The organism is Domibacillus tundrae, from assembly GCF_000970675.1.
In the GTDB taxonomy this organism is placed as follows: Bacteria; Bacillota; Bacilli; order Bacillales; family Domibacillaceae; genus Domibacillus; species Domibacillus tundrae.
Genome location: NZ_LAJA01000010.1, coordinates 89,727 through 108,695, shown reverse-complemented (window position 1 = coordinate 108,695; position 18,969 = coordinate 89,727). Strand labels below are relative to the sequence as shown.

14 protein-coding genes are annotated in these 18,969 nt (G+C 43.7%); all 14 read right to left on the bottom strand.

What is annotated here, in order from left to right; all coding sequences use genetic code 11:
- Window positions 1-822: 822 nt before the first annotated feature.
- On the bottom strand, window positions 823-2,559 hold the full coding sequence (locus tag VQ00_RS10715; RefSeq protein WP_046180130.1) for an alpha-glycosidase: 1,737 nt from the start codon (window positions 2,557-2,559) through the stop codon (window positions 823-825).
- Window positions 2,560-2,844: 285 nt separating this feature from the next.
- Window positions 2,845-3,261 (bottom strand): universal stress protein, encoded by a 417-nt coding sequence (locus VQ00_RS10710; protein WP_046180129.1) that lies wholly within the window; start codon window positions 3,259-3,261, stop codon window positions 2,845-2,847.
- 65 nt (window positions 3,262-3,326) lie between these two features.
- Window positions 3,327-4,793 (bottom strand): SulP family inorganic anion transporter, encoded by a 1,467-nt coding sequence (locus tag VQ00_RS10705; protein ID WP_046180128.1) that lies wholly within the window; start codon window positions 4,791-4,793, stop codon window positions 3,327-3,329.
- Between the two features lie 348 nt (window positions 4,794-5,141).
- Window positions 5,142-6,290: a mannitol-1-phosphate 5-dehydrogenase gene (locus VQ00_RS10700; RefSeq protein WP_046180127.1), complete on the bottom strand. Its 1,149-nt coding sequence runs from the start codon at window positions 6,288-6,290 to the stop codon at window positions 5,142-5,144.
- A gap of 1 nt (window position 6,291) precedes the next feature.
- Window positions 6,292-6,720: a PTS mannitol transporter subunit IIA gene (locus tag VQ00_RS10695; RefSeq protein ID WP_046180126.1), complete on the bottom strand. Its 429-nt coding sequence runs from the start codon at window positions 6,718-6,720 to the stop codon at window positions 6,292-6,294.
- Between the two features lies 1 nt (window position 6,721).
- Complete coding sequence (locus VQ00_RS10690; protein WP_046180125.1) at window positions 6,722-8,818, bottom strand: BglG family transcription antiterminator; 2,097 nt, start codon at window positions 8,816-8,818, stop codon at window positions 6,722-6,724.
- Window positions 8,819-8,993: 175 nt separating this feature from the next.
- Window positions 8,994-10,508, bottom strand: a complete 1,515-nt coding sequence (locus VQ00_RS10680) for an MDR family MFS transporter (protein WP_046180123.1) — start codon at window positions 10,506-10,508, stop codon at window positions 8,994-8,996.
- A gap of 256 nt (window positions 10,509-10,764) precedes the next feature.
- Window positions 10,765-12,213, bottom strand: coding sequence for a PTS mannitol transporter subunit IIBC (locus VQ00_RS10675; protein WP_046180122.1), 1,449 nt, complete (start codon window positions 12,211-12,213; stop codon window positions 10,765-10,767).
- Window positions 12,214-12,483: 270 nt separating this feature from the next.
- On the bottom strand, window positions 12,484-12,942 hold the full coding sequence (locus tag VQ00_RS10670) for a GNAT family N-acetyltransferase (protein ID WP_046180121.1): 459 nt from the start codon (window positions 12,940-12,942) through the stop codon (window positions 12,484-12,486).
- 30 nt (window positions 12,943-12,972) lie between these two features.
- Window positions 12,973-14,784, bottom strand: coding sequence for a XylR N-terminal domain-containing protein (locus VQ00_RS10665; RefSeq protein ID WP_046180120.1), 1,812 nt, complete (start codon window positions 14,782-14,784; stop codon window positions 12,973-12,975).
- 22 nt (window positions 14,785-14,806) lie between these two features.
- The gene (locus tag VQ00_RS10660; protein ID WP_046180119.1) at window positions 14,807-15,280 is read right to left on the bottom strand and encodes a flavin reductase family protein; all 474 of its coding nucleotides are present in this window, start codon (window positions 15,278-15,280) and stop codon (window positions 14,807-14,809) included.
- A gap of 292 nt (window positions 15,281-15,572) precedes the next feature.
- Window positions 15,573-16,400: a methyl-accepting chemotaxis protein gene (locus VQ00_RS19380; protein ID WP_046180118.1), complete on the bottom strand. Its 828-nt coding sequence runs from the start codon at window positions 16,398-16,400 to the stop codon at window positions 15,573-15,575.
- Window positions 16,401-16,633: 233 nt separating this feature from the next.
- A complete protein-coding gene (locus VQ00_RS10650) occupies window positions 16,634-17,827 on the bottom strand; it encodes a thiolase family protein (protein ID WP_046180117.1) in 1,194 nt (397 codons plus the stop codon).
- Between the two features lie 21 nt (window positions 17,828-17,848).
- On the bottom strand, window positions 17,849-18,964 hold the full coding sequence (locus tag VQ00_RS10645) for a muconate cycloisomerase family protein (protein ID WP_052728482.1): 1,116 nt from the start codon (window positions 18,962-18,964) through the stop codon (window positions 17,849-17,851).
- Window positions 18,965-18,969: the final 5 nt, after the last annotated feature.

The window sequence follows — 18,969 nt, the reverse complement described above, 5'->3', positions numbered from 1 at the left end:
ATTTTAATTTTTGAAAGGGGACCAGCGCTATAAAAAATCAGCAAAGTTTGGGGGTATTTATTTTTAATTAATTTTGTGACCGGTACTATAACCGGGATTATTCATGAGTTTCACTATACATTTCTCGGGAAATATCGGTGTTGAAAACAAGTCTCTCATACACGAGAGACTTGTTTGAGACTGTCGAAAAAGTCGTCAGTCTTTTTTTGAAAGGGCCGATAGGTGAAGCAAAAAGGACTTCGCTTTCCGCGGGCAGTGCGTGAGCCTCCTCGTCGCTTCCGCTCCTGCGGGGTCTCACGTTCACTGCTCTTCCCGCAGGAGTCTGCGTCCGTTTTGCTTCACCCCTTTTTTTGGAAGAGCAGCAAACTTTCATGCCGTTTTTTGGCTGGCGTTTATTCGTGAAAAACGATTGGGCATCGTAACGGTCCCGTTTCGGCGCTGCCCCCAGCGGAGCATGCCCGCATGAACCGGCGCTGCTCTTATAAAAACAGCGGCGTCGGGCTCGCGACGAAGACTCCTGCGGGACTAGCAGGCCAGATGAGATCGGTGGAGACGCGCAGCGACGGAAACGAGCTCAGCGCATGCCCGCGGAACGCGAAGTCGCGAGCCCGCCGCATTTCGGCTCCAATCAGAAAGCCATAAACCGCAATAACTAAAGAACAATGATGAATAAGAAAAACAGATATGTCGACAAAAGGTTTTATTTGTCTACACTCTGAAATGCAGCGCGTTGCATGTTCATTTCGCTCTGCCGGGCAGCTCATCCCGATGAATAAATCATAAAAAAGAGGTCTCGTTTATTGAGACCTCCCTTTTTGTTATTCACTGGTTTTTATAAAGAATGATAAATCCTTTTTCTTGAATGACCACGGAAGAAGATACTGGTGAATGACTGTTCCATATATCTTTCATTTCTTTAAAATACTCAGGCAAACTGAATTCAACAGGCTGCTCGGTCAGATTGATCATAAAAAGCAGCGTTTCCTCTTCGTTTTTTCGTGTATAGCTAATAATATGAGGATGCAGATCGAGAAAGGCAAAGTCTCCCTCGTTTCGAAAGGCCGGAATTTCCTTGCGCAGCGCAATCAATTTTTGCACAAAATGAAATAAATCGCGATCTTGTTCGCTTTCCTCCCAGATCATACATTTTCGGCAATCCGGGTCTGACTCACCTGTCATCCCGATTTCATCACCATAATAAATACATGGCGTGCCAATAAAAGAAAGATGAAATAAAAATGTTAATTTCAAACGCGCTTTGTCTTCATTGGCGACGGTTAAAATTCGGGGTGTGTCATGACTGCCCAGTAAGTTAAAAGCTGCCTCGTTTACAGATAAAGGATAAGAATGAAGCAGATGGACCACTTCATTTCTAAATTGATCGGCTGCTGCTTTTCCTTTCGCAAAAAAGTCCACTACCGCGTCTGCTAATCGGTAATTCATCACCGCATCAAATTGGTCACCTTGAAGCCATGCCATGGAATCATGCCAGATTTCACCGAGGATATACACATCCGGCTTTACGGATTTCACCGTTCGGCGGAATTCACGCCAGAAATCATGGCTTACTTCATTGGCAACGTCAAGTCGCCACGCATCTATATCCAATTCTTCTATCCAGTACACAGCGGTTTGAAGCAAATATTTTCTTACTTCCGGATTTTCTGTATTGAGCTTTGGCATCGCTTTTTCAAAACCGAATGCGTCATAATGAAGAACCGATCCCTCTTGCAGCGGAAACCGGTGAATATGAAACCAATCTTTATACTTCGACTTCTCCTGATTTTTCAGCACATCCTGAAAAGGCGCAAAACAATAGCCGCTATGGTTAAATACGGCATCGAGCATCACTTTTATTCCTCTTCTGTGGCATTCTTTGACAAGCTTTTTTAATAATGATTTATCGCCAAATTGCGGATCAACAGCCAAATAATTGGTTGTATCGTATTTATGATTCGTTTCCGCCTGAAAAACAGGTGTAAAATAAATACCGTTGACGCCTAATTTCTGAAGATAATCGAGCCGTTTTAAAATTCCCTGAAAGTCTCCTCCAAAAAAGCTGGTTCTATCCGGAGAAGTTCCCCAAGGTTTTGTACCATCTGGATTTAAACGCGGTTCTCCATCGGCGAACCGCTCCGGAAAAATTTGATACCACACCGTTTCTTTCACCCATTCAGGCGGCTTAAATGTATCGATCGCATGCAAAAACGGAAAAGCGAAGAAAAAGCCGCTATCCTTTGGAACATCCTTATAAAAGCCTCTTTCCGTATAAATGATTGATTCTGTTTGGTCTTTGCATGTAAACCCGTATCGAAGGCGGCGAAAGTCAGGCTCCACAGCCGCAAACCAGTAATCAAATAATTCATCTGAGCCGGAAAGCTTCATTTCTTTTGTTGTATATTGCCACGCGCCATCTTTCCATATATAAGGATCTCCATACACTAATTCCACTTGATCCAGGTCTTTTTTTTTGGATTTCAGCAAAATGTGGATCGTTTTTTCATCATAAGCGTAAGCAAAGTTATTTTTCGGCCGGTGATAGATCGCTTCTTTTAGCATGGTATCTCCCCGTATTTTTAGTCATTACTGTTTAGAATGACCGGAGAGGCGAATAATTTTCGTGGTAGTTATTTCCTGATAAAATGACAGCGAACAAAGGACCTGATAACAGCTTTTCACTCATAGTTTCTCCATCTATAAAAAACGCTTTAACATCAGTACTGGCAGGGGTCCAGTCTGTGCAAAGCGCTTTTTATGTTTAGGTATTCACTTAGTAAGAAGATCTTACCATATTTTTAGAGAAGAATCTTTTTCGTCGTCAGATTATCTCACAAAGAATTTCATTTATTTCACAATTAAAACCGGGCACTGCGCACGTTTTGCCACTTTATGACTGACGCTGCCGAGCACCATTTCCTGCAGGTCATTTAAGCCGCGGCTGCCGAGCACGACGTACGAAACAGCGTTTTCATTTGCATACTCGACAATTGCCGGACCTGGGACACCATGAAGCAGCTTTATTGAGTAAGCGACTTCTGCTTCCTGCAGCTTTTGTTCCGTGCTTTGGAGCTGCTTTTTTCGCTTTTGTTCACGGTCAAGAGAACCGGCGCTGTGCAGCACGTCTTTTTTCGATTGATCAAAGTTAACGACGTACGCGACAACGATTTCTTTTTTTAGCCCTTTTGCCAGCTTAATCGCTTCTTCAGTCGCGCGCAATGCGTGATCAGACCCGTCAGATGCAAGCAAAATGTTTCCCCTCATTCATATGTCCCCCTTTTGTTTGTTCAAAAAGCGCACTGTTTTTATACAATGCACCCTCAGGTATTTTAATGCCCGGACAGCTTGCCGCCCGATTTGTCATGAACGGCCATCCTTTTAATCATCGATGAGCTCGCTTCATTTAAGCCGCTTAAGGACACGTTAATGCCATTATCGCGGTATTTCAGCACAATTTTATCAATGGCCGCTACACCCGAATCATCCCAGACGTGCGCTTCTGAAAAATTGATGTTCACGTGCTGAATTCCTTCCGGCTGATAGTCAAATTCGTCCACAAAATCAGTGACGGACGCAAAAAAGACTTGTCCGGATGCCCGGTAATTTAGTGTATCGGCTTCGCGTGAAGAAATGACATCCACTTTCGAAATTTTTGCTGTAAAGAAGATCGCACTTAGTAAAATACCGGCAAATACGCCTTTTGATAAATCGTGCGTGATCACAACCGTTACGACGGTCACAACCATGACAATGCTGTCGGTAATCGGAATTTTTGTCACCGCTTTTAAAGACGACCAGTCAAATGTGCCGATCGACACCATAATCATGACCGCAACAAGTGCCGGCATCGGAATTTGCACGACCACCCCGCCAAGCACCATAATTAAAAAGAGTAGAAATGTCCCTGCCACGAAGGTAGATAAACGGCCGCGCCCGCCGGACTTCACGTTGATAACAGATTGCCCAATCATTGCACAGCCGGCCATGCCGCCGAAAAAGCCTGTGACGATGTTCGCGATCCCCTGCCCACGTGCTTCACGGTTTTTATTGCTCGTCGTATCGGTCATATCATCGACAATGGATGCCGTCAAGAGCGACTCAAGCAGACCGACGATTGACAGCGCCAAAGCAGTCGGGAAAATGATCGACAATGTCTCAAAGTTGAATGGTACATCCGGGATAAAAAATGATGGCAAAGACTGCGTAATTGTCCCAAGATCGCCAACCGTCCGCAGGTCAAAGCCGCCATACACTGCAATTACTGTCATGACAACAATCGCTACAAGTGGGGACGGAATTGATTTAACGAAGCGCGGGAAAATGTAAATGATCGCAAGCGTCGCCGCGACAAATACGTATGTCATCGTTGAGATGCCGACAAAATGAGGCACCTGCGCCATAAAAATGAGGATGGCCAAGGCATTCACAAACCCGACCATAACGGAGCGCGGAATAAACTTCATAAAGCGGGCCACTTTCAGCCAGCCAAACGTCACCTGCAGGACACCGGTCAAAATCGTCGCCGCAAATAAATATTGCAGCCCGTGATCCTTTACAAATGTCACCATCAGAAGCGCCATTGCCCCGGTTGCTGCAGAAATCATCGCTGGACGTCCGCCCATAAACGCAATGACAACGGCCATTGAAAACGACGCGTACAATCCGACCATCGGGTCCACGCCCGCAATAATCGAAAAGGCAATCGCCTCCGGAACCAGTGCAAGCGCCACGACAATCCCCGACAAAATGTCACCACGGACATTGCCGAACCATTCTTTTTTCAGTTGTGTAAACATAAATAAACTCGTCACCTCTATTTTCGTTTTTGTTGACCTCCAACCCTCATGGAAGTCACTTCCCGTTTTGAAGTTCTTTTATCATATCATAGATGGATTTTGCTGAAAATATGGGGAAATAGAGAGGGAAGAAAGTGGACCAGAATAAACACCAGTAGGGCCGAAAAAAAGAAAAAAGGAGCTATCTCAAAATGAGTCAGCTCCATTATTGCATTTACAGCAAGACGGCCGGATTCCCTTCCCTGATGGTCGAATTCCGATTTATTCGACCGCTGCAGTCTAGAATCCGACCATCAACCGCATTTATTCGACCGTCAGCCTCTACTTTTATGACAATCCTTTTGTAAGTTAAATCCCGTTCTCCCGGATCAATTCATATTGTTTCACGATTTCCGCAAACAATGGATTTGCTTCATCGAGCTGTGTGAACTTTTTAATCGCTGACTCTACACCATTTCGACCGATTTCTCCCTGCACTTCAACCGCTTCTGAATCTTGTGCGTAATCATATAAAAGGGCCGCCGCAATGCTTTTTGCCAAATAAACCGGTGTCTCGCCAATTAATTGTTCATACTGCTTTGCCGGACTGACGAGACGGTCTTTGCCGCCAAGCTTGCGGATTGGCGCGCGGCCGACACGTGTAATGTCATCTGTAATGTGCGGGTTCGCAAACCGGCCAATAATTTTCACAATATATTGATCGTGTTCGGCCGCATCAAATCCGTATTTTTCAACTAAAAAGCGGCCCGTTTCTTTTAAAGTGGCTTCAAGCGCTTGTTTAATTTTATCGTTTTGAAGTGCTTCATCGATCGTTTTCGCACCTGCCTGCCATCCGAAATAAGCCGCAACCGCGTGACCTGTATTAACGGTAAACAGTTTTCGTTCAATATACGGCTTTAAGTCAGGCACCCATGTAATGCCTTCGACAGCAGGCTTTTCGCCAACAATTTTCGTTTCTTCCACTGCCCATTCATAAAATGGCTCTACAACGACCATCAATTTATCTTCATTCGACTGATTCGGCACGATCCGGTCGACCGCTGCGTCCGGAAATCCAGTAAGGGACAAAATCATTTCCTGCTCGTCTGCCGGAATTTTCTCCATTACTTTTTCTTTTAACAGCGTGCTGCCGCCGACCATGTTTTCGCAAGCGATGACGTTGACTGATGTTGTCCGTTTGCGCAGTCCTTCTGCGACAAGACCGGCAATGTGCGGCAAAATGTTCGGCCCGACCGCTGCCGTCACCAAGTCTGCCTGTGCGATTGCTTCAATGACTTGATCAGCATTTGATGCACTGTTGATTGCACGGACATTTTTCACAACGAGCTCCTCGTGGGATTCATCCGCAAGTACAACCCGGTACTCGCCTTTTTCATTAAGTAAGTCGACGATTTCGCTGTTCACATCAACAAAACACGTTTCATACCCAGACTGATACAAAAGGCTTCCGATAAAGCCACGGCCAATGTTTCCTGCGCCAAAATGGACAGCTAACATATTAGTTCACCTCGTCAAACATCGCTAAAATTTCTTCTTTGGAAGAAGCATTTACGATTTGCAGCACATTATCTTCTTCTGAGCAGACAATGGCGATTTGCGATAAGATTTCTAAATGCTCGTCGCCTTTGCCGGCAATGCCGATTAAGAGCTTTACTTCATTTCCATCAAAGCTGACACCGTTTGGCACTTGAATAATCGCAATACCTGATTCTTTCACTGCACTTTTTGCGTCTTCTGTGCCGTGTGGAATTGCCACGAAATTCCCCATATACGTTGTCGTCAATTGTTCACGCTCAAGCATTTTTTCGATATAAGCGGGTTCCACATATCCACGTTCCACAAGCACCTGTCCCGTTGCGCGAATCGCTTCTTCTTTTGATCCAAGTTGTTGATTTAATACGATGTTTTCAGCAGATAAAATAGCCATGTTAAACACTCCTTAATTCTGTTATTTTTTCATATAAAAACGTCTCTAATTTTGTCGCCGTCCACTCTTTTATTTCCTCTTCCCGTCCCGACTGAAACAAGGCGATGCTGTCATCACTTTCAATTATGAGTGAACTGATCATACTCAGCAACTCAAGCCCTTCCACATGATAAGGATCCGGTGAAAGCATCATAATTATCGTGTCCGATTCCATCTTCTGTTGATCCATTCCTTCGAGGATGACCGGTTTTGCCAGTCTGTGCATCGTAAACGAAGGGGTTAAAACATCCGGGTGGCGCGCATGGAAAAAAGCAAGTTTTGTCCCGGGAATCCCGATGCCGCCCAGCTTTTCCCGTTGAAGCAGCGCCTGCACGATTGTCTCTTCCGATTGAATGGACGAAAGCACGGTACAGGCTTCCTTCAGCACTTCTTCTGCTGCATTCTTCTCAGAACGGGTAACGGAAAGCTGTCTTAAAATGTTTTGCAGCGCATCCGAATAACGCTGAATGCTGCCCACTGTTTTTTCGATTTGGTCAAATGAACGAACCGGCTGTTTGAAAGCAGTTCGCTCCGTCTGAACCGGTATCGCATTGTGCCTTCTTATATAAGCGTGTACTTTCGTTAAATCTTCTTTCGTCAGCACCGGACTGACCACAATATGATCGTGATCAAAATCTGGCAGCGGAATCGTTGAGATAACAAGATCATCGTCTAATTCCAAGTTGCTTAATTCAAACAGTGAAATGTTTTTTACGCTTGTTAATTCCGGCACTTCCTGCTGCAGCCGTGCAGCTAGCATTTTTGATGTACCGATGCCAGTTGAGCAAATCGTGTACGCCTTTAACGGTCCGGCGGGCTTGGCGCCAGGCAAGGCTGAACCAAAATGCATGACGAGATAGCCAATTTCTTCATCCGGCACATCAGTGGATGGAAAAACATGATGGACCGCTTGTTTAACAATTGCAAATAAGTCACTGTAATCGGATTGGATCCGTTCAAGCAGCGGGTTGGTAATACCCATTTTTTGCTTAATACGGTACATAGCTGGCTTTAAATGGACGACGAGTCCTTGAAAAAGAGACTGGTCGTCCAGCAGCCCAACCCCAAGCTTTTCTTCAACGAACTGGATTAATCCTTTTGCTTTTAGAGCGACCTGGAAGCTTGATTCTTCTAAGACATACTCTTTGTCCTGACGCAGCTTCGCCCCTTGCAGATGCATCGTAATATAGCCGACTTCCGCTTCCGGAATATCCATTTGAAAAACGGCTTTTAATTTCTCCGTCATTTCCCGGGCAATATCAAATTCCGGCGCGGCCTGCAGCTGGTTCAAGTAGGCCCGATCCATTTGAATGTTGCCGCCCCGCTCTATCCGTTCAATCGCAAGCGCCAAATGGACAACAAGTCCGATGTAGGCGCTGTCCGCCACTGGATACGGAAGACCGGCGTTAATTTCTTTGACCACTTTTTCAACAATTAATAATTTCTTTTTCTCCACTAATCCAAGCAAGCGCTCGGAAATAGAATCTGATGAATCCTGTGTTTTTTTTTGAATACTTTCTTTTACCAGGGATAAAAATTCCACTTCATTCACGTTTTCCGCAATGATGCTACTCATGGCGCGCCGCTTCGCTGTTTCGCTTCCTTCAAGCTCTACGCCATACCCACGCCGGCGGACAATCGTTAATCCAAACTGCTTAAGTGTTTTTTCAAGCTTCGTCAAATCATTACTGACTGTGGCGATTGTTACGCGCAAGTCGTTAGCAAGGGATACGAGCTTCACCGGCTCAATCGATTCCAGCAGCGCGCACAGCAGCATCGTCTGGCGTTCATCCGGCGTATACTCACTGTAAGAAAGGTGAGAAACCGCCATTTTCAGCTCATCTCTTTTCTCTTTTGCGCCAACGAGCTGTACGCCGACTCCCGCTTTTTTCACAAGCTTTAAATCGTACGCTTCTATCATCTGCTCAATGCCTTTTAAGTCACGATGGACGGTCCGCACACTGACATCGATGTCATCTGCTAGATCTTTAACCGTCATTTCTTCTTCCCGGTCAATAAGCAAATCCAAAATCAGCCGTTCACGAGCAGATACATACATGCCGCCCACCCCCTTGTGACATCTTTTTAATATTATTTCCTTCTTTTTTCATCATAAACCCGTCGTAAAGCATATTCAATAAAACGAAAATGCCAATTCGGCACAAGACTTGTTGCCAACATTGAAAAAGGCCGCCTTCTGTCTGATGAAAAAAACAGGTAAGGCGGCTCTCCATTTAAGCATTTTCTCTTCTTTTCCGTTCTACTTCCAGCTGTTCATCGCCCATAAAAAAGACAGCAGCTACAGCAATCGCAATTGGGACAAGGGACCATAAAAACGTTGCCGATATCGAATTTGACATTGCATTCACAATCACCTCAAGAACATTTTCCGGAATTTGCGCGCGCTGTTCCGGTTGAAAAACGGTCTGAACGTTCTCAATTCCAAACGAATCTGCTCCAGTGCTTCCACCCAGTTTAGCGGCAAGCTCACTTGTCAAAAGCTTCGTTTGGATAGAGCCGAAGATCGTGATCCCAAGCGCCAGCCCGAGTGAACGAAAGAAGGAATTGGTTGAGTTCGCCGAACCGCGGTGCCGGTAATCCATTTTGTGCATGCTTGCAGACGGCAGCAGCGAAAAAGAAAATCCGACGCCAAATCCGACCGTTACCATATAAACCGTCAATAAAAGACGGCTTGTCTCCGGTGAAATCGTCGACATAAGTGCCATTCCGACCGCATAAGCCACAACGGAAATCACCATAATACGGCGGTACGGCATTTTCGCCTGCATAATGCCTGCAAAACCACTCCCGGCAACAGAGCCAAGCAGCATCGGCATTAAAATAATGCCTGCATTTGTCGCCGAGCCGCCATAGACGGCCTGCACAAAAATCGGGATAAAGATAGTTAATCCTACAAACGTAGCGCCATATAAGAAAGCAAGCACTTGCGAGGACGCAAATAGCCTGTTTTTAAACATCCAAAATGAAATAATGGGCTCTTCCGCTTTTGTTTCTGCCCATAGAAATACAATGATAAAGAAACCAAATAGACCAAATAATAAAAAGCTTTGCCACGAAGCCCATGCAAATTCCTTTCCGCCGAGTTCCAGCGCAAACATAAGGCTCACAACTGCAATCACGAGTGTTGCCGCCCCGGTCCAATCTATTTTTTGTTTCGTATGCTTCGGTGTTTCTTTATAAAAGCGCAAAATGAAAAATAGTGCAGCGAATCCGATCGGAATATTTACATAAAAGACCCAATGCCAGCTGATCGTGTCCGTAATGAATGCACCGAGCAGCGGACCGAGAACACTTGCCGCGCCAAATACGGCGCCGAGCATGCCGGTCATTTTCCCGCGCTGCTCAGCCGGAAACACATCAAACACGATTGTAAAAGCAATGGGCAAAAGCGCACCACCGCCAATCCCTTGAATCGCACGGTACACAGCAAGCTGGGGCACTGATTGAGCAATGCCGCATAATGCGGAACCAATTAAAAAAATCACTAAACCAAAGACGAAAAATCGCTTTCTCCCATACATATCCGACAGTTTTCCGAAAATCGGCATGCCCGCCATTACAGCCACTGCATACGCGGATGTAATCCATATGTAGCTTTCAACTCCGCCCAAATCGGCTAAAATGGATCCAAGCGCTGTTGCGACAATGGTATTGTCCATTGCCGCCATTAAAATGGCTAACAGCAGACCCGTCAGCACAAGCCGTAAATTTGTTTGTTCAGTCGTCATACCATTCCTCCTCTCTCACCTCTGTACCTGCTCCTTTAGTATAACAACGAATGGCTGCTGCTAACATTAAAAATCGGCTTCTGAAAAATAAATAGCGATCGCTATCCCACAGGCAATGAATCTTTTTTCCGTCAGATAATCTAACCGATTTGTTGTCGGGACGGCCTTTTCTCTTTTATGATGAACGTGTCATCTTTACAGAGGTAGCAATACCCCTCGGCACACAAAAAAGCAGCCCTATGCGGGCTGCTTTTTGTTATTTCTTCAATTGTTCCATCAATTCATCGTATTTCGGACTATTTAAGAAGTTTTCAACGGAAATGTGATACGCATTTGGCAATTTTGCTTTGGCGCGGTCTGTTAAGTCTTTGTGAGTAATAACTACATCCGCGTCCGCCGGCAAGTTGCTGATCGACGTATTCGAAATGTTTACATCAAGCGCTGCTTTTTTCGCTTTATTTTTCAAAATAGATGCACCCATCGCACTTGACCCCATCCCTGCATCGCAGGCAAAAATAATTTTTTCTACATTCGATGGCAGACCTTCTGCTGGAGTCACTGGAGATGCTGCTGGTGTTTCTTCTGTTTTCACAAGAGAAGCTGCATGGCTTTCTTTTCCTTTTAACGCAGATGTTTTCGCAGCTGCTTCGGCTAATCCATCTTCTTCTGTTGCTTTAGACGTTTTTAACACAAGCGCTGAAATGAGGAATGATACAACCGCTGCGGCAATAACCCCTGCCAACACCCCAAGATGGTTACCCGGCGGTGACATAATCATTAGGGCAAAAATACTGCCTGGTGACGGTGCTGCTGACAAACCAACATCAAATAAAAGGAATGTTGCGACACCTGCTGCGCCGCCCGCAATCGCTGCGACTAAAAGAATCGGCTTCATCAAGATGTATGGGAAGTAAATTTCGTGAATCCCGCCAAGGAAGTGGATAATCACGGCACCTGGTGCGGATTGTTTCGCCATCCCTTTTCCGAATAACGTATATGCAAGCAAGATTCCAAGACCAGGACCAGGATTTGATTCAAGAAGGAACAGAACTGATTTCCCCGCTGATGCGGCTTCTTCAATCCCGATCGGGCTTAAAATACCATGGTTAATCGCGTTGTTTAAGAACAATACTTTCGCCGGTTCAATGAAAATACTCGCCAGCGGAAGCAGGTTTGCATCGACAATCGCCTGCACGCCTGCTGCCAATGTTTTATTTAATGTCACAACAACCGGACCAATCGCTTTGTAGCCAATCAATGTTAAAATCCCGCCGATAATCCCGGCAGAGAAGTTGTTGACAAGCATTTCGAAACCGGATTTAATTTTGCCATCCACAAGCTGGTCAAACTTTTTAATCGCATAGCCCCCGAGAGGACCCATAATCATCGCGCCGAGGAACATCGGAATGTCTGCCCCGACGATGACCCCCATTGTAGCTGTTGCCCCAACGACACCCCCGCGGATATCATATACAATGCGGCCGCCGGTAAAACCGATCAAAATTGGCAATAAGAACGTAATCATCGGGCCGACAAGCGCCGCTAAGTCTTCATTCGGAATCCATCCAGTTGGAATAAATAATGCGGTAATAAGTCCCCATGCAATGAATGCACCGATATTTGGCATGATCATGCCGCTTAAATGACTGCCGAACCGCTGAATTTTCACACGAAAATCTGCTTTAGGCTCTGTCTGTTGATTCATCTGAAAAACCCCTTTCCTTTTTGTTTTCTATTTCATGTGACTGATTGTCTCTGTCTATAGTCTTATAATAAAGCGGTTTCAGCAGACAAACAACGAAAGGAAAACACTATTTTGGCAAGGGGAATGTTGACATCATTGAAAAAACAAATGACACCGATAAAAAAAACTGTCCGAATTATATGTCCGGCAGTTTTTGTCTAATATAGGAGATGTTCGCTGCAACACCCTAATCGCTTCTCAATCTATTTTCTGTAAGCTGGTATTTCACTCTTATTTTTTGATTTTTTCCATATACAAAAAAACGGTTTCCTCGATAGGCGACTTTTCATGTTTGTACCTCTTGTATCCAAGTTTCTCATAAAAAGAAATATTTCTTGTACTTTTGCCGCCTGTAAATAATTCAAAACGGACATTTGGAAACTGTTGTTCAATTTCGTTCATTAATTGCTTCCCAATCCCTTTATTTTGACAGTCTGGATGGACCATCAATTTTCCTATATAGCATGTTCCATCTTTTTCGATAGCTTTGACGGATCCAACGATTTTTCCATTCTGTACATACTTTAAAAATACATGATGCTTAAACGCTGTTTCTACCTCGTCAAGTGTTTCCTTTAAAGGTTGAATGTCGTCATTTTCATAGATTTCAGCTTCGCTTACATACGCAAGTTTCTGCAGCGCGAGAATTTCAGCAGCATCGGTAACGTCTGCTCGACTAATGGTCCCCATGTCCTTATTTCCCCCAACTCTTTTAATTCATCAGTTCACACTTTGAAAACCAGTCAACCGATTGTTAATAATTTGCAGGGCAAAATAAATTCGTATTGCCAGCTGATATTTAAAACGGCCTGTCCCAGTCTTCAAATCCGCTTTACAGAATGATTCAATTTTTTCAAGCCTGTAACGAAGTCCCGCAATAGAGAGATGAAGATCATCTGCAGTTTGCTGAAGATTCCCGTTATAATCCAAATAGGATTTCAAGGTAATAACTAAGTTTCCTTGATTTGAATTGTCATATTCAACCAATTTTCCGATTGTCTCATTACAAAAATCAATTAACTCTTCCTGATCAATCCCTTTTAAAAACATGATAACGGGTTCTAATTCTTCATAATAAGAGGCTCTGCTGTCAGCAGGATAAGCAAGCTGAATAAAATCACATATCCGGCAGGCATCCTGATAACTCTTGGCTAAGTCTTTCAGGTTGTCAGCGGTACGGCCGACACCTATATAAATTTTAATATGCTTAAATTCTTCTTGAATGGTATTTTGCAGTTGCAACGTGAATGTTTCCATGTCCGTGTTACTTTCTTCAGATAAAATGAGAATGATGTATTGATCTTTTAAAAATACATCAATAGTAGGAAAAACAACACTTAAATAGTGAAGAATAACTTCTTTTTTCGAATCTGTATTTACTTTCAATGTCAAGATGCGGTTTTGCGCATGAGGATTAAAATCAAAGACATGCATATGCCTATGGAGTGTAGGTTCATCTATTTTATTATTCAACAGTTCCTCAAAAAAGTCTTCTTTTTTCTTCCAAATTGACTTTGTGAGCTTTTGCTGGTGAAACAGTTGAACGGTACAGACAGTTACTGACCGTTTGATAATCATTTTTTCCTTTTTATCTAATGCTCTGTCACTGATTACCACCATTCTTCCAATTTTTTCACTATGAACGATGATAGGGAATGCTTCAATATGTTTTTGCTTTACGTCTGGAGGCGTCTCATTTCTTTTCCAGCTATCGTAAGCTGCCTTGTCTTCAGGGAATAAAAAAGAACCTTCCATTTTTTCATGAAAATAATCGATAATAATACTTTTTTGAAGGATTTCCGAGATTAAACCGACCGTCTCTGAAATCCCTTTATCTTCCAGAAGCAGGTCTGTTAGTCGACTTTGGACCTGGTCAGATTCGATAATATTTTCGTTTAACTCCTTTACTTCCCTATAAGCCCGGTCTAACTCAGACAATAATGTTTCAGACTTATAATAGCGTAAATCCTGCTGATGCCGCTCATCATTCGGGTCAAATGTTTTAGCGACAAACTTGCAATGCGCGTCTCCTTTTCCTTTACATACTTCTTCATATACCAGTACCTCTTTACCGAACGTTCTTGTCAAATACCCGCTGGCATAGCCGATCAGAATCCAGCACACCGGGTCACTGCTGTATCCATAGTGGTTGACATGCTCGATTGCCTCAAAGGATTCGTTCCAGAATCCGGTAAAATGAAGGTCTTGTTCTGTAAACTCAATGACGTCTGGTTCTACTGTCGCGATACCTTCTAATGTATGAAGAGAAGGACCCGCCAGCAAAAGTTCCTGCTTCGAGTCCCAATCGTACATCTTTTCCAGCGTTTCCCCATCTTTAGAGCCACATGCCCACCCGTATCTCATTAAAAACCCTTTTGCTCTTTCCATGCTAAGGGTGTTCACTAAATCTCTGCGGAGGATACCTAAAGCTTCTACAGACATAAGGGCCATTCTTCTGTCACTAAACTTGATGGTGCCAGTTCGGGGATTTATATCTATTACATTATCAAAAAGCAAATGATGAGCTTTCATTCTACCCCTCCGCTCGGATTATTTATACGTTTATTTTTTGTGAAACTGTTGAAAATTTTCCACAGTAGTAAGCAAGCGGACGTCCTTCGTTATATTGAAAATTTTTCACTTTACCTACGTAAAGCACATGATCGCCGCCGTCATACTCTGCCCAAGGTTCACATTCAACGTATGCAAGAGAGTCCTCGAACCGGTTGCACAGTTCCCCTTTTTCCCATTGGAATGGCGGTTCCTCAAGCGGACGTCCCGCAAAATGCATCGCTGTATCTTGCTGGTCTTCTTTTAATATATTTACGGTAAAACTGTTATTTTTCAAAAATTGAAGCGCTTTCGTTTTTCGGTCTACTGAAACGAGTACAAGCGGTGGATCCAAAGATACTGACGTAAAAGAATTGGCAGTTAAACCGTGTGTCCCTCCATCTTCAGTATCGCATGTTACGACCGTAACCCCTGTAGCAAAATGTCCCATACAGTTTCTTAACTCTCTTCCATCCATTAAAATCTCCCCTTCATTCTTTTTTTGTTAACGCTTTCATTCTGATTTCATGTTAACAAGGATAATTTCATAAAGGAACCACAAAAAAGAAGGGTATATCGCTATTTTACTATGCACTATGTACATTTGTGTATGGTAATAAAAGGAACGAAGAACAAGCGTTAGCATTGCGTCCTGAATGTCAGGCAGTCGTGATGAGTAAACTCCATTGCAGGAACAAATCATTATTTTCCTTTTATCCATGTATTCATGGTAAAAATCAAAATAAAGGCTGCCCGTTTGTTCATAACTGCTAGCGTACTACTTCTTTCATAAAAGCACTCATCTCATCGCTGACAGCATTTAATTTTTCAATAATTACCCTAAAATCCTGCACCAAATTGGCCTGATCATTAGAAGCGCCATTAATTTGAGTCATATTCTCCATCAAATTATTAATATTACCTGTAATATTTCTTAACGCTTCTTCAATGGATTCTGTGGCATGTGATGTTTCGCTAGAAAGTTTCCTTATTTCTTGAGCCACTACATTAAAGCCAGCCCCGTATTGCCCGGATCTAGCTGCTTCTATAGATGCGTTTAAGCCCAGCAAATTTGTTTGTCTGGATACAGAACAGATAAATTCGATTACTGAATGTGTTTTTTTCGAGTCTTCCAGCGCTATTTTTGACTGGCCTTTTACTTCCTCGCTAGCTGCAGCAAGTTCTTCTGAGTGAGATGCGATAATATAGACTTTATCCTGTAATGAATCGATAATACTTTTTACAGTTCCCATGTATTGTGCGATTTTTTGCTGTGTATCGAGGGGAAACCCAAATGCTAATGCCCCGACTACTTTGCCCCGTTCATCCGTTACAGGAAAAGCCGTGGCATTAATAGGTATGCCATACACATTCTCTGGAACTGTCACTGTGGCCACTTCTCCACGAAGCGCGGTTTGCACGTTCTGGTCTTGCGGATTAACAGGATCCCCTTCTTTGATACCGAAATCAACCTTTTTTGAAGGTAAATAACATAAGAACGTTTGGCTCTCTTTATCTACAACTCCAAGCGTTACATCTCCTTTTATAACCATTTGAAAGAAAGGCGCTGATTGTGTTAATGCTTCCAAGATATTCATCTTAATCCTCCGTTCTGTTTTAAGGCAGATCCATCGTCCTGTATCAGTTTTCCATCACAAAAGTTTAATGCTCTTCCTTAAATTACTCTATTGGCAGTGTGACAGCAGCTTAGCTAATAGAAAATGACCCCGAACAAATATCGAGGTCACTAATTCCATCTTCATGGTAATACGGCCAATAATTGGTCTTACGTGTGTTGCAACGTTCATCTGCCCTATTTTATATATTTTCATTAAAGCCTTGTGTTTTCAATGATAGTAGTAATTCCTAATCCTCCGGCAATACACAATGTTATTAACCCATACCGTTTCCCTGTTCGTTCTAACTCATGAAGTACTTTTGTTGCGAGAATGGCACCGGTTGCACCAATTGGATGACCCATTGCTATGGCACCGCCGTTAGGGTTCACTTTATTGATGTCCAGCTTTAATTCTTTTATCACGGCAAGCGCCTGGGCTGCAAAAGCTTCATTTAATTCAATTACATCAATATCTTCTTTTTTTAAACCTGCCGTTTGAAGCGCTTTTAACGTTGAATTAACAGGTCCAATTCCCATAATAGAGGGTGATACGCCCGCCGCTGCTTGGGCAATCACTCTCGCTTTCGGCTTTTTTCCCAGCCTTTTCGCTTCTTCTTCCGACATAAGGACAACCGCCGCCGCTCCATCGTTTCTTCCGCTGCTGTTTCCTGCCGTAACGGACCCATTTTCTTTAAAGACAGGCTTTAATTGGGTAAGTTTTCCAAGGCTCGTTTCTCGTGGATGCTCGTCTATTTTAAATTCTGTAACGCCTTTTCGCGTTTTCAGCTCATATGGAATGATTTCCTGGGAAAAGGTCCCATCTGATATGGCTCGTTTCGCATTTTCTTGACTTCTAAAAGCAAATTCATCTTGTTCCAGTCTGGAAATTCCATATTTGTCCGCTAAATTTTCCGCAGTCATGCCCATCGTAAGCATTCCATAGTCTTCGATTGGCTGTGATCCCGGCTGGCTTTCCGTATTTGGATCCAGTAGCAGTCCATTTCCTGATTTAAAACCAAAGCGTGCATTTCGAAGATAATAAGGGGCCGTGCTCATCGACTCAGCTCCACCAGCCACAATGATCTTTCCATAGCCGCATTGGATTTGCTGAGCCGCAGAATTGATGGATTGTATGCCTGAACCGCATTGCCGATGAACCGTATAACCCGGCACTTTTTCCGGAAATCCAGCACGAAGAAGGGCTACTCTGGCTAAATTGGACGCATCGGAGCTTTGTTTCGCTTGTCCCATGATCACTTCATCAACGGAATCTTTTGAAATATCCGCCCGCTTGGCCACCTCATCAAGAACTGTGGCAGCAAGAAAGTCCGCAGGGACATTTTCCAGCGCGCCACCCAGCTTTCCAATCGCCGTTCGAACAGAATCAATAATCACAACATTCGTCAAATTGAACCCTCTCCATTCCGTTTAGATATCTCTTGAGTAATGCTTTACTTTTTCTCTGTCCATTTCCATACCAAACCCTGGGCCGGATGGAATTTTCATTTCAAAATTTTCATATTCAATTTGGTTCACTGTAATGTTGTCTTTGAAAAGAAGCGGACCAAATAATTCAGTTCCGAATGTCAGCTCCGGGATGGTTGAATACAGCTGAGCACAAATTGCTGTGCCTAATGAGGATTCGATCATGGTTCCGCCATACATTGGAATGCCGGAAGCTTCTGCTATCGCAGCTACTTTTTTCGTTGCCGTCAGCCCCCCCGCTTTCGGCACTTTTAGCGCAAAGACATTACCTGCTCTCAGTTTTGAAATTTGATAGGCTTCCTGTACGGTTCCGAGAGACTCATCTGCCATAATGGGTACTTTAAACCGGGATGTCAGCCTGGACATTCCTTCATTATCCCAACGGACGAGCGGCTGCTCGATCAGATCAACGCCGCCATTTTGAAGCGCTTCAATGCAATAAAGAGAGGTGACCTCATCCCATGCCTGGTTCACGTCAACACGGACACTGCCCGCATCGCCAACTGCTTCTTTAATTTTAATGACATGGGCAACATTTGTTTTCGGATTCCCTTTGCCGATTTTTAATTTAAAAATATTATGCCGTTTAGCAGCTAAACAATTTTGCGCTTCTTCAATATCTTTTGCGGTATCCCCGCTTGCGAGTGTCCAGGCAACGGGCAAAGATTCGTGACATTGCCCGCCAAATAACTCATAAGCTGGAATGTTCAACGTTTTTGCTACTAAATCGACCATTGCCGACTCCACCAATGCTTTTGCAAAATAATTCCCTTTAACATATCGGTTGATTTTATAGGAAAGTGCATCGAAATTCACTGGATTTTCACCGATAATGAGCGGCTTTACATAGTTCTCAATATTCAATTTGATGGCTTCAGGACTTTCTTCAGAGTAGGAAGCGCCGCCAATCGTCGCGACCTCCCCCCACCCTTCAATTCCATCCTCACTTTTTATACAAGCGATTACAATGGTTTGAGTCACAATTGTATGCATCGCTAAATGGTGGGGCCGGATTGTGGGTAAATCAATAATATATACATCTAATGAATGGATTTTCACGTCTA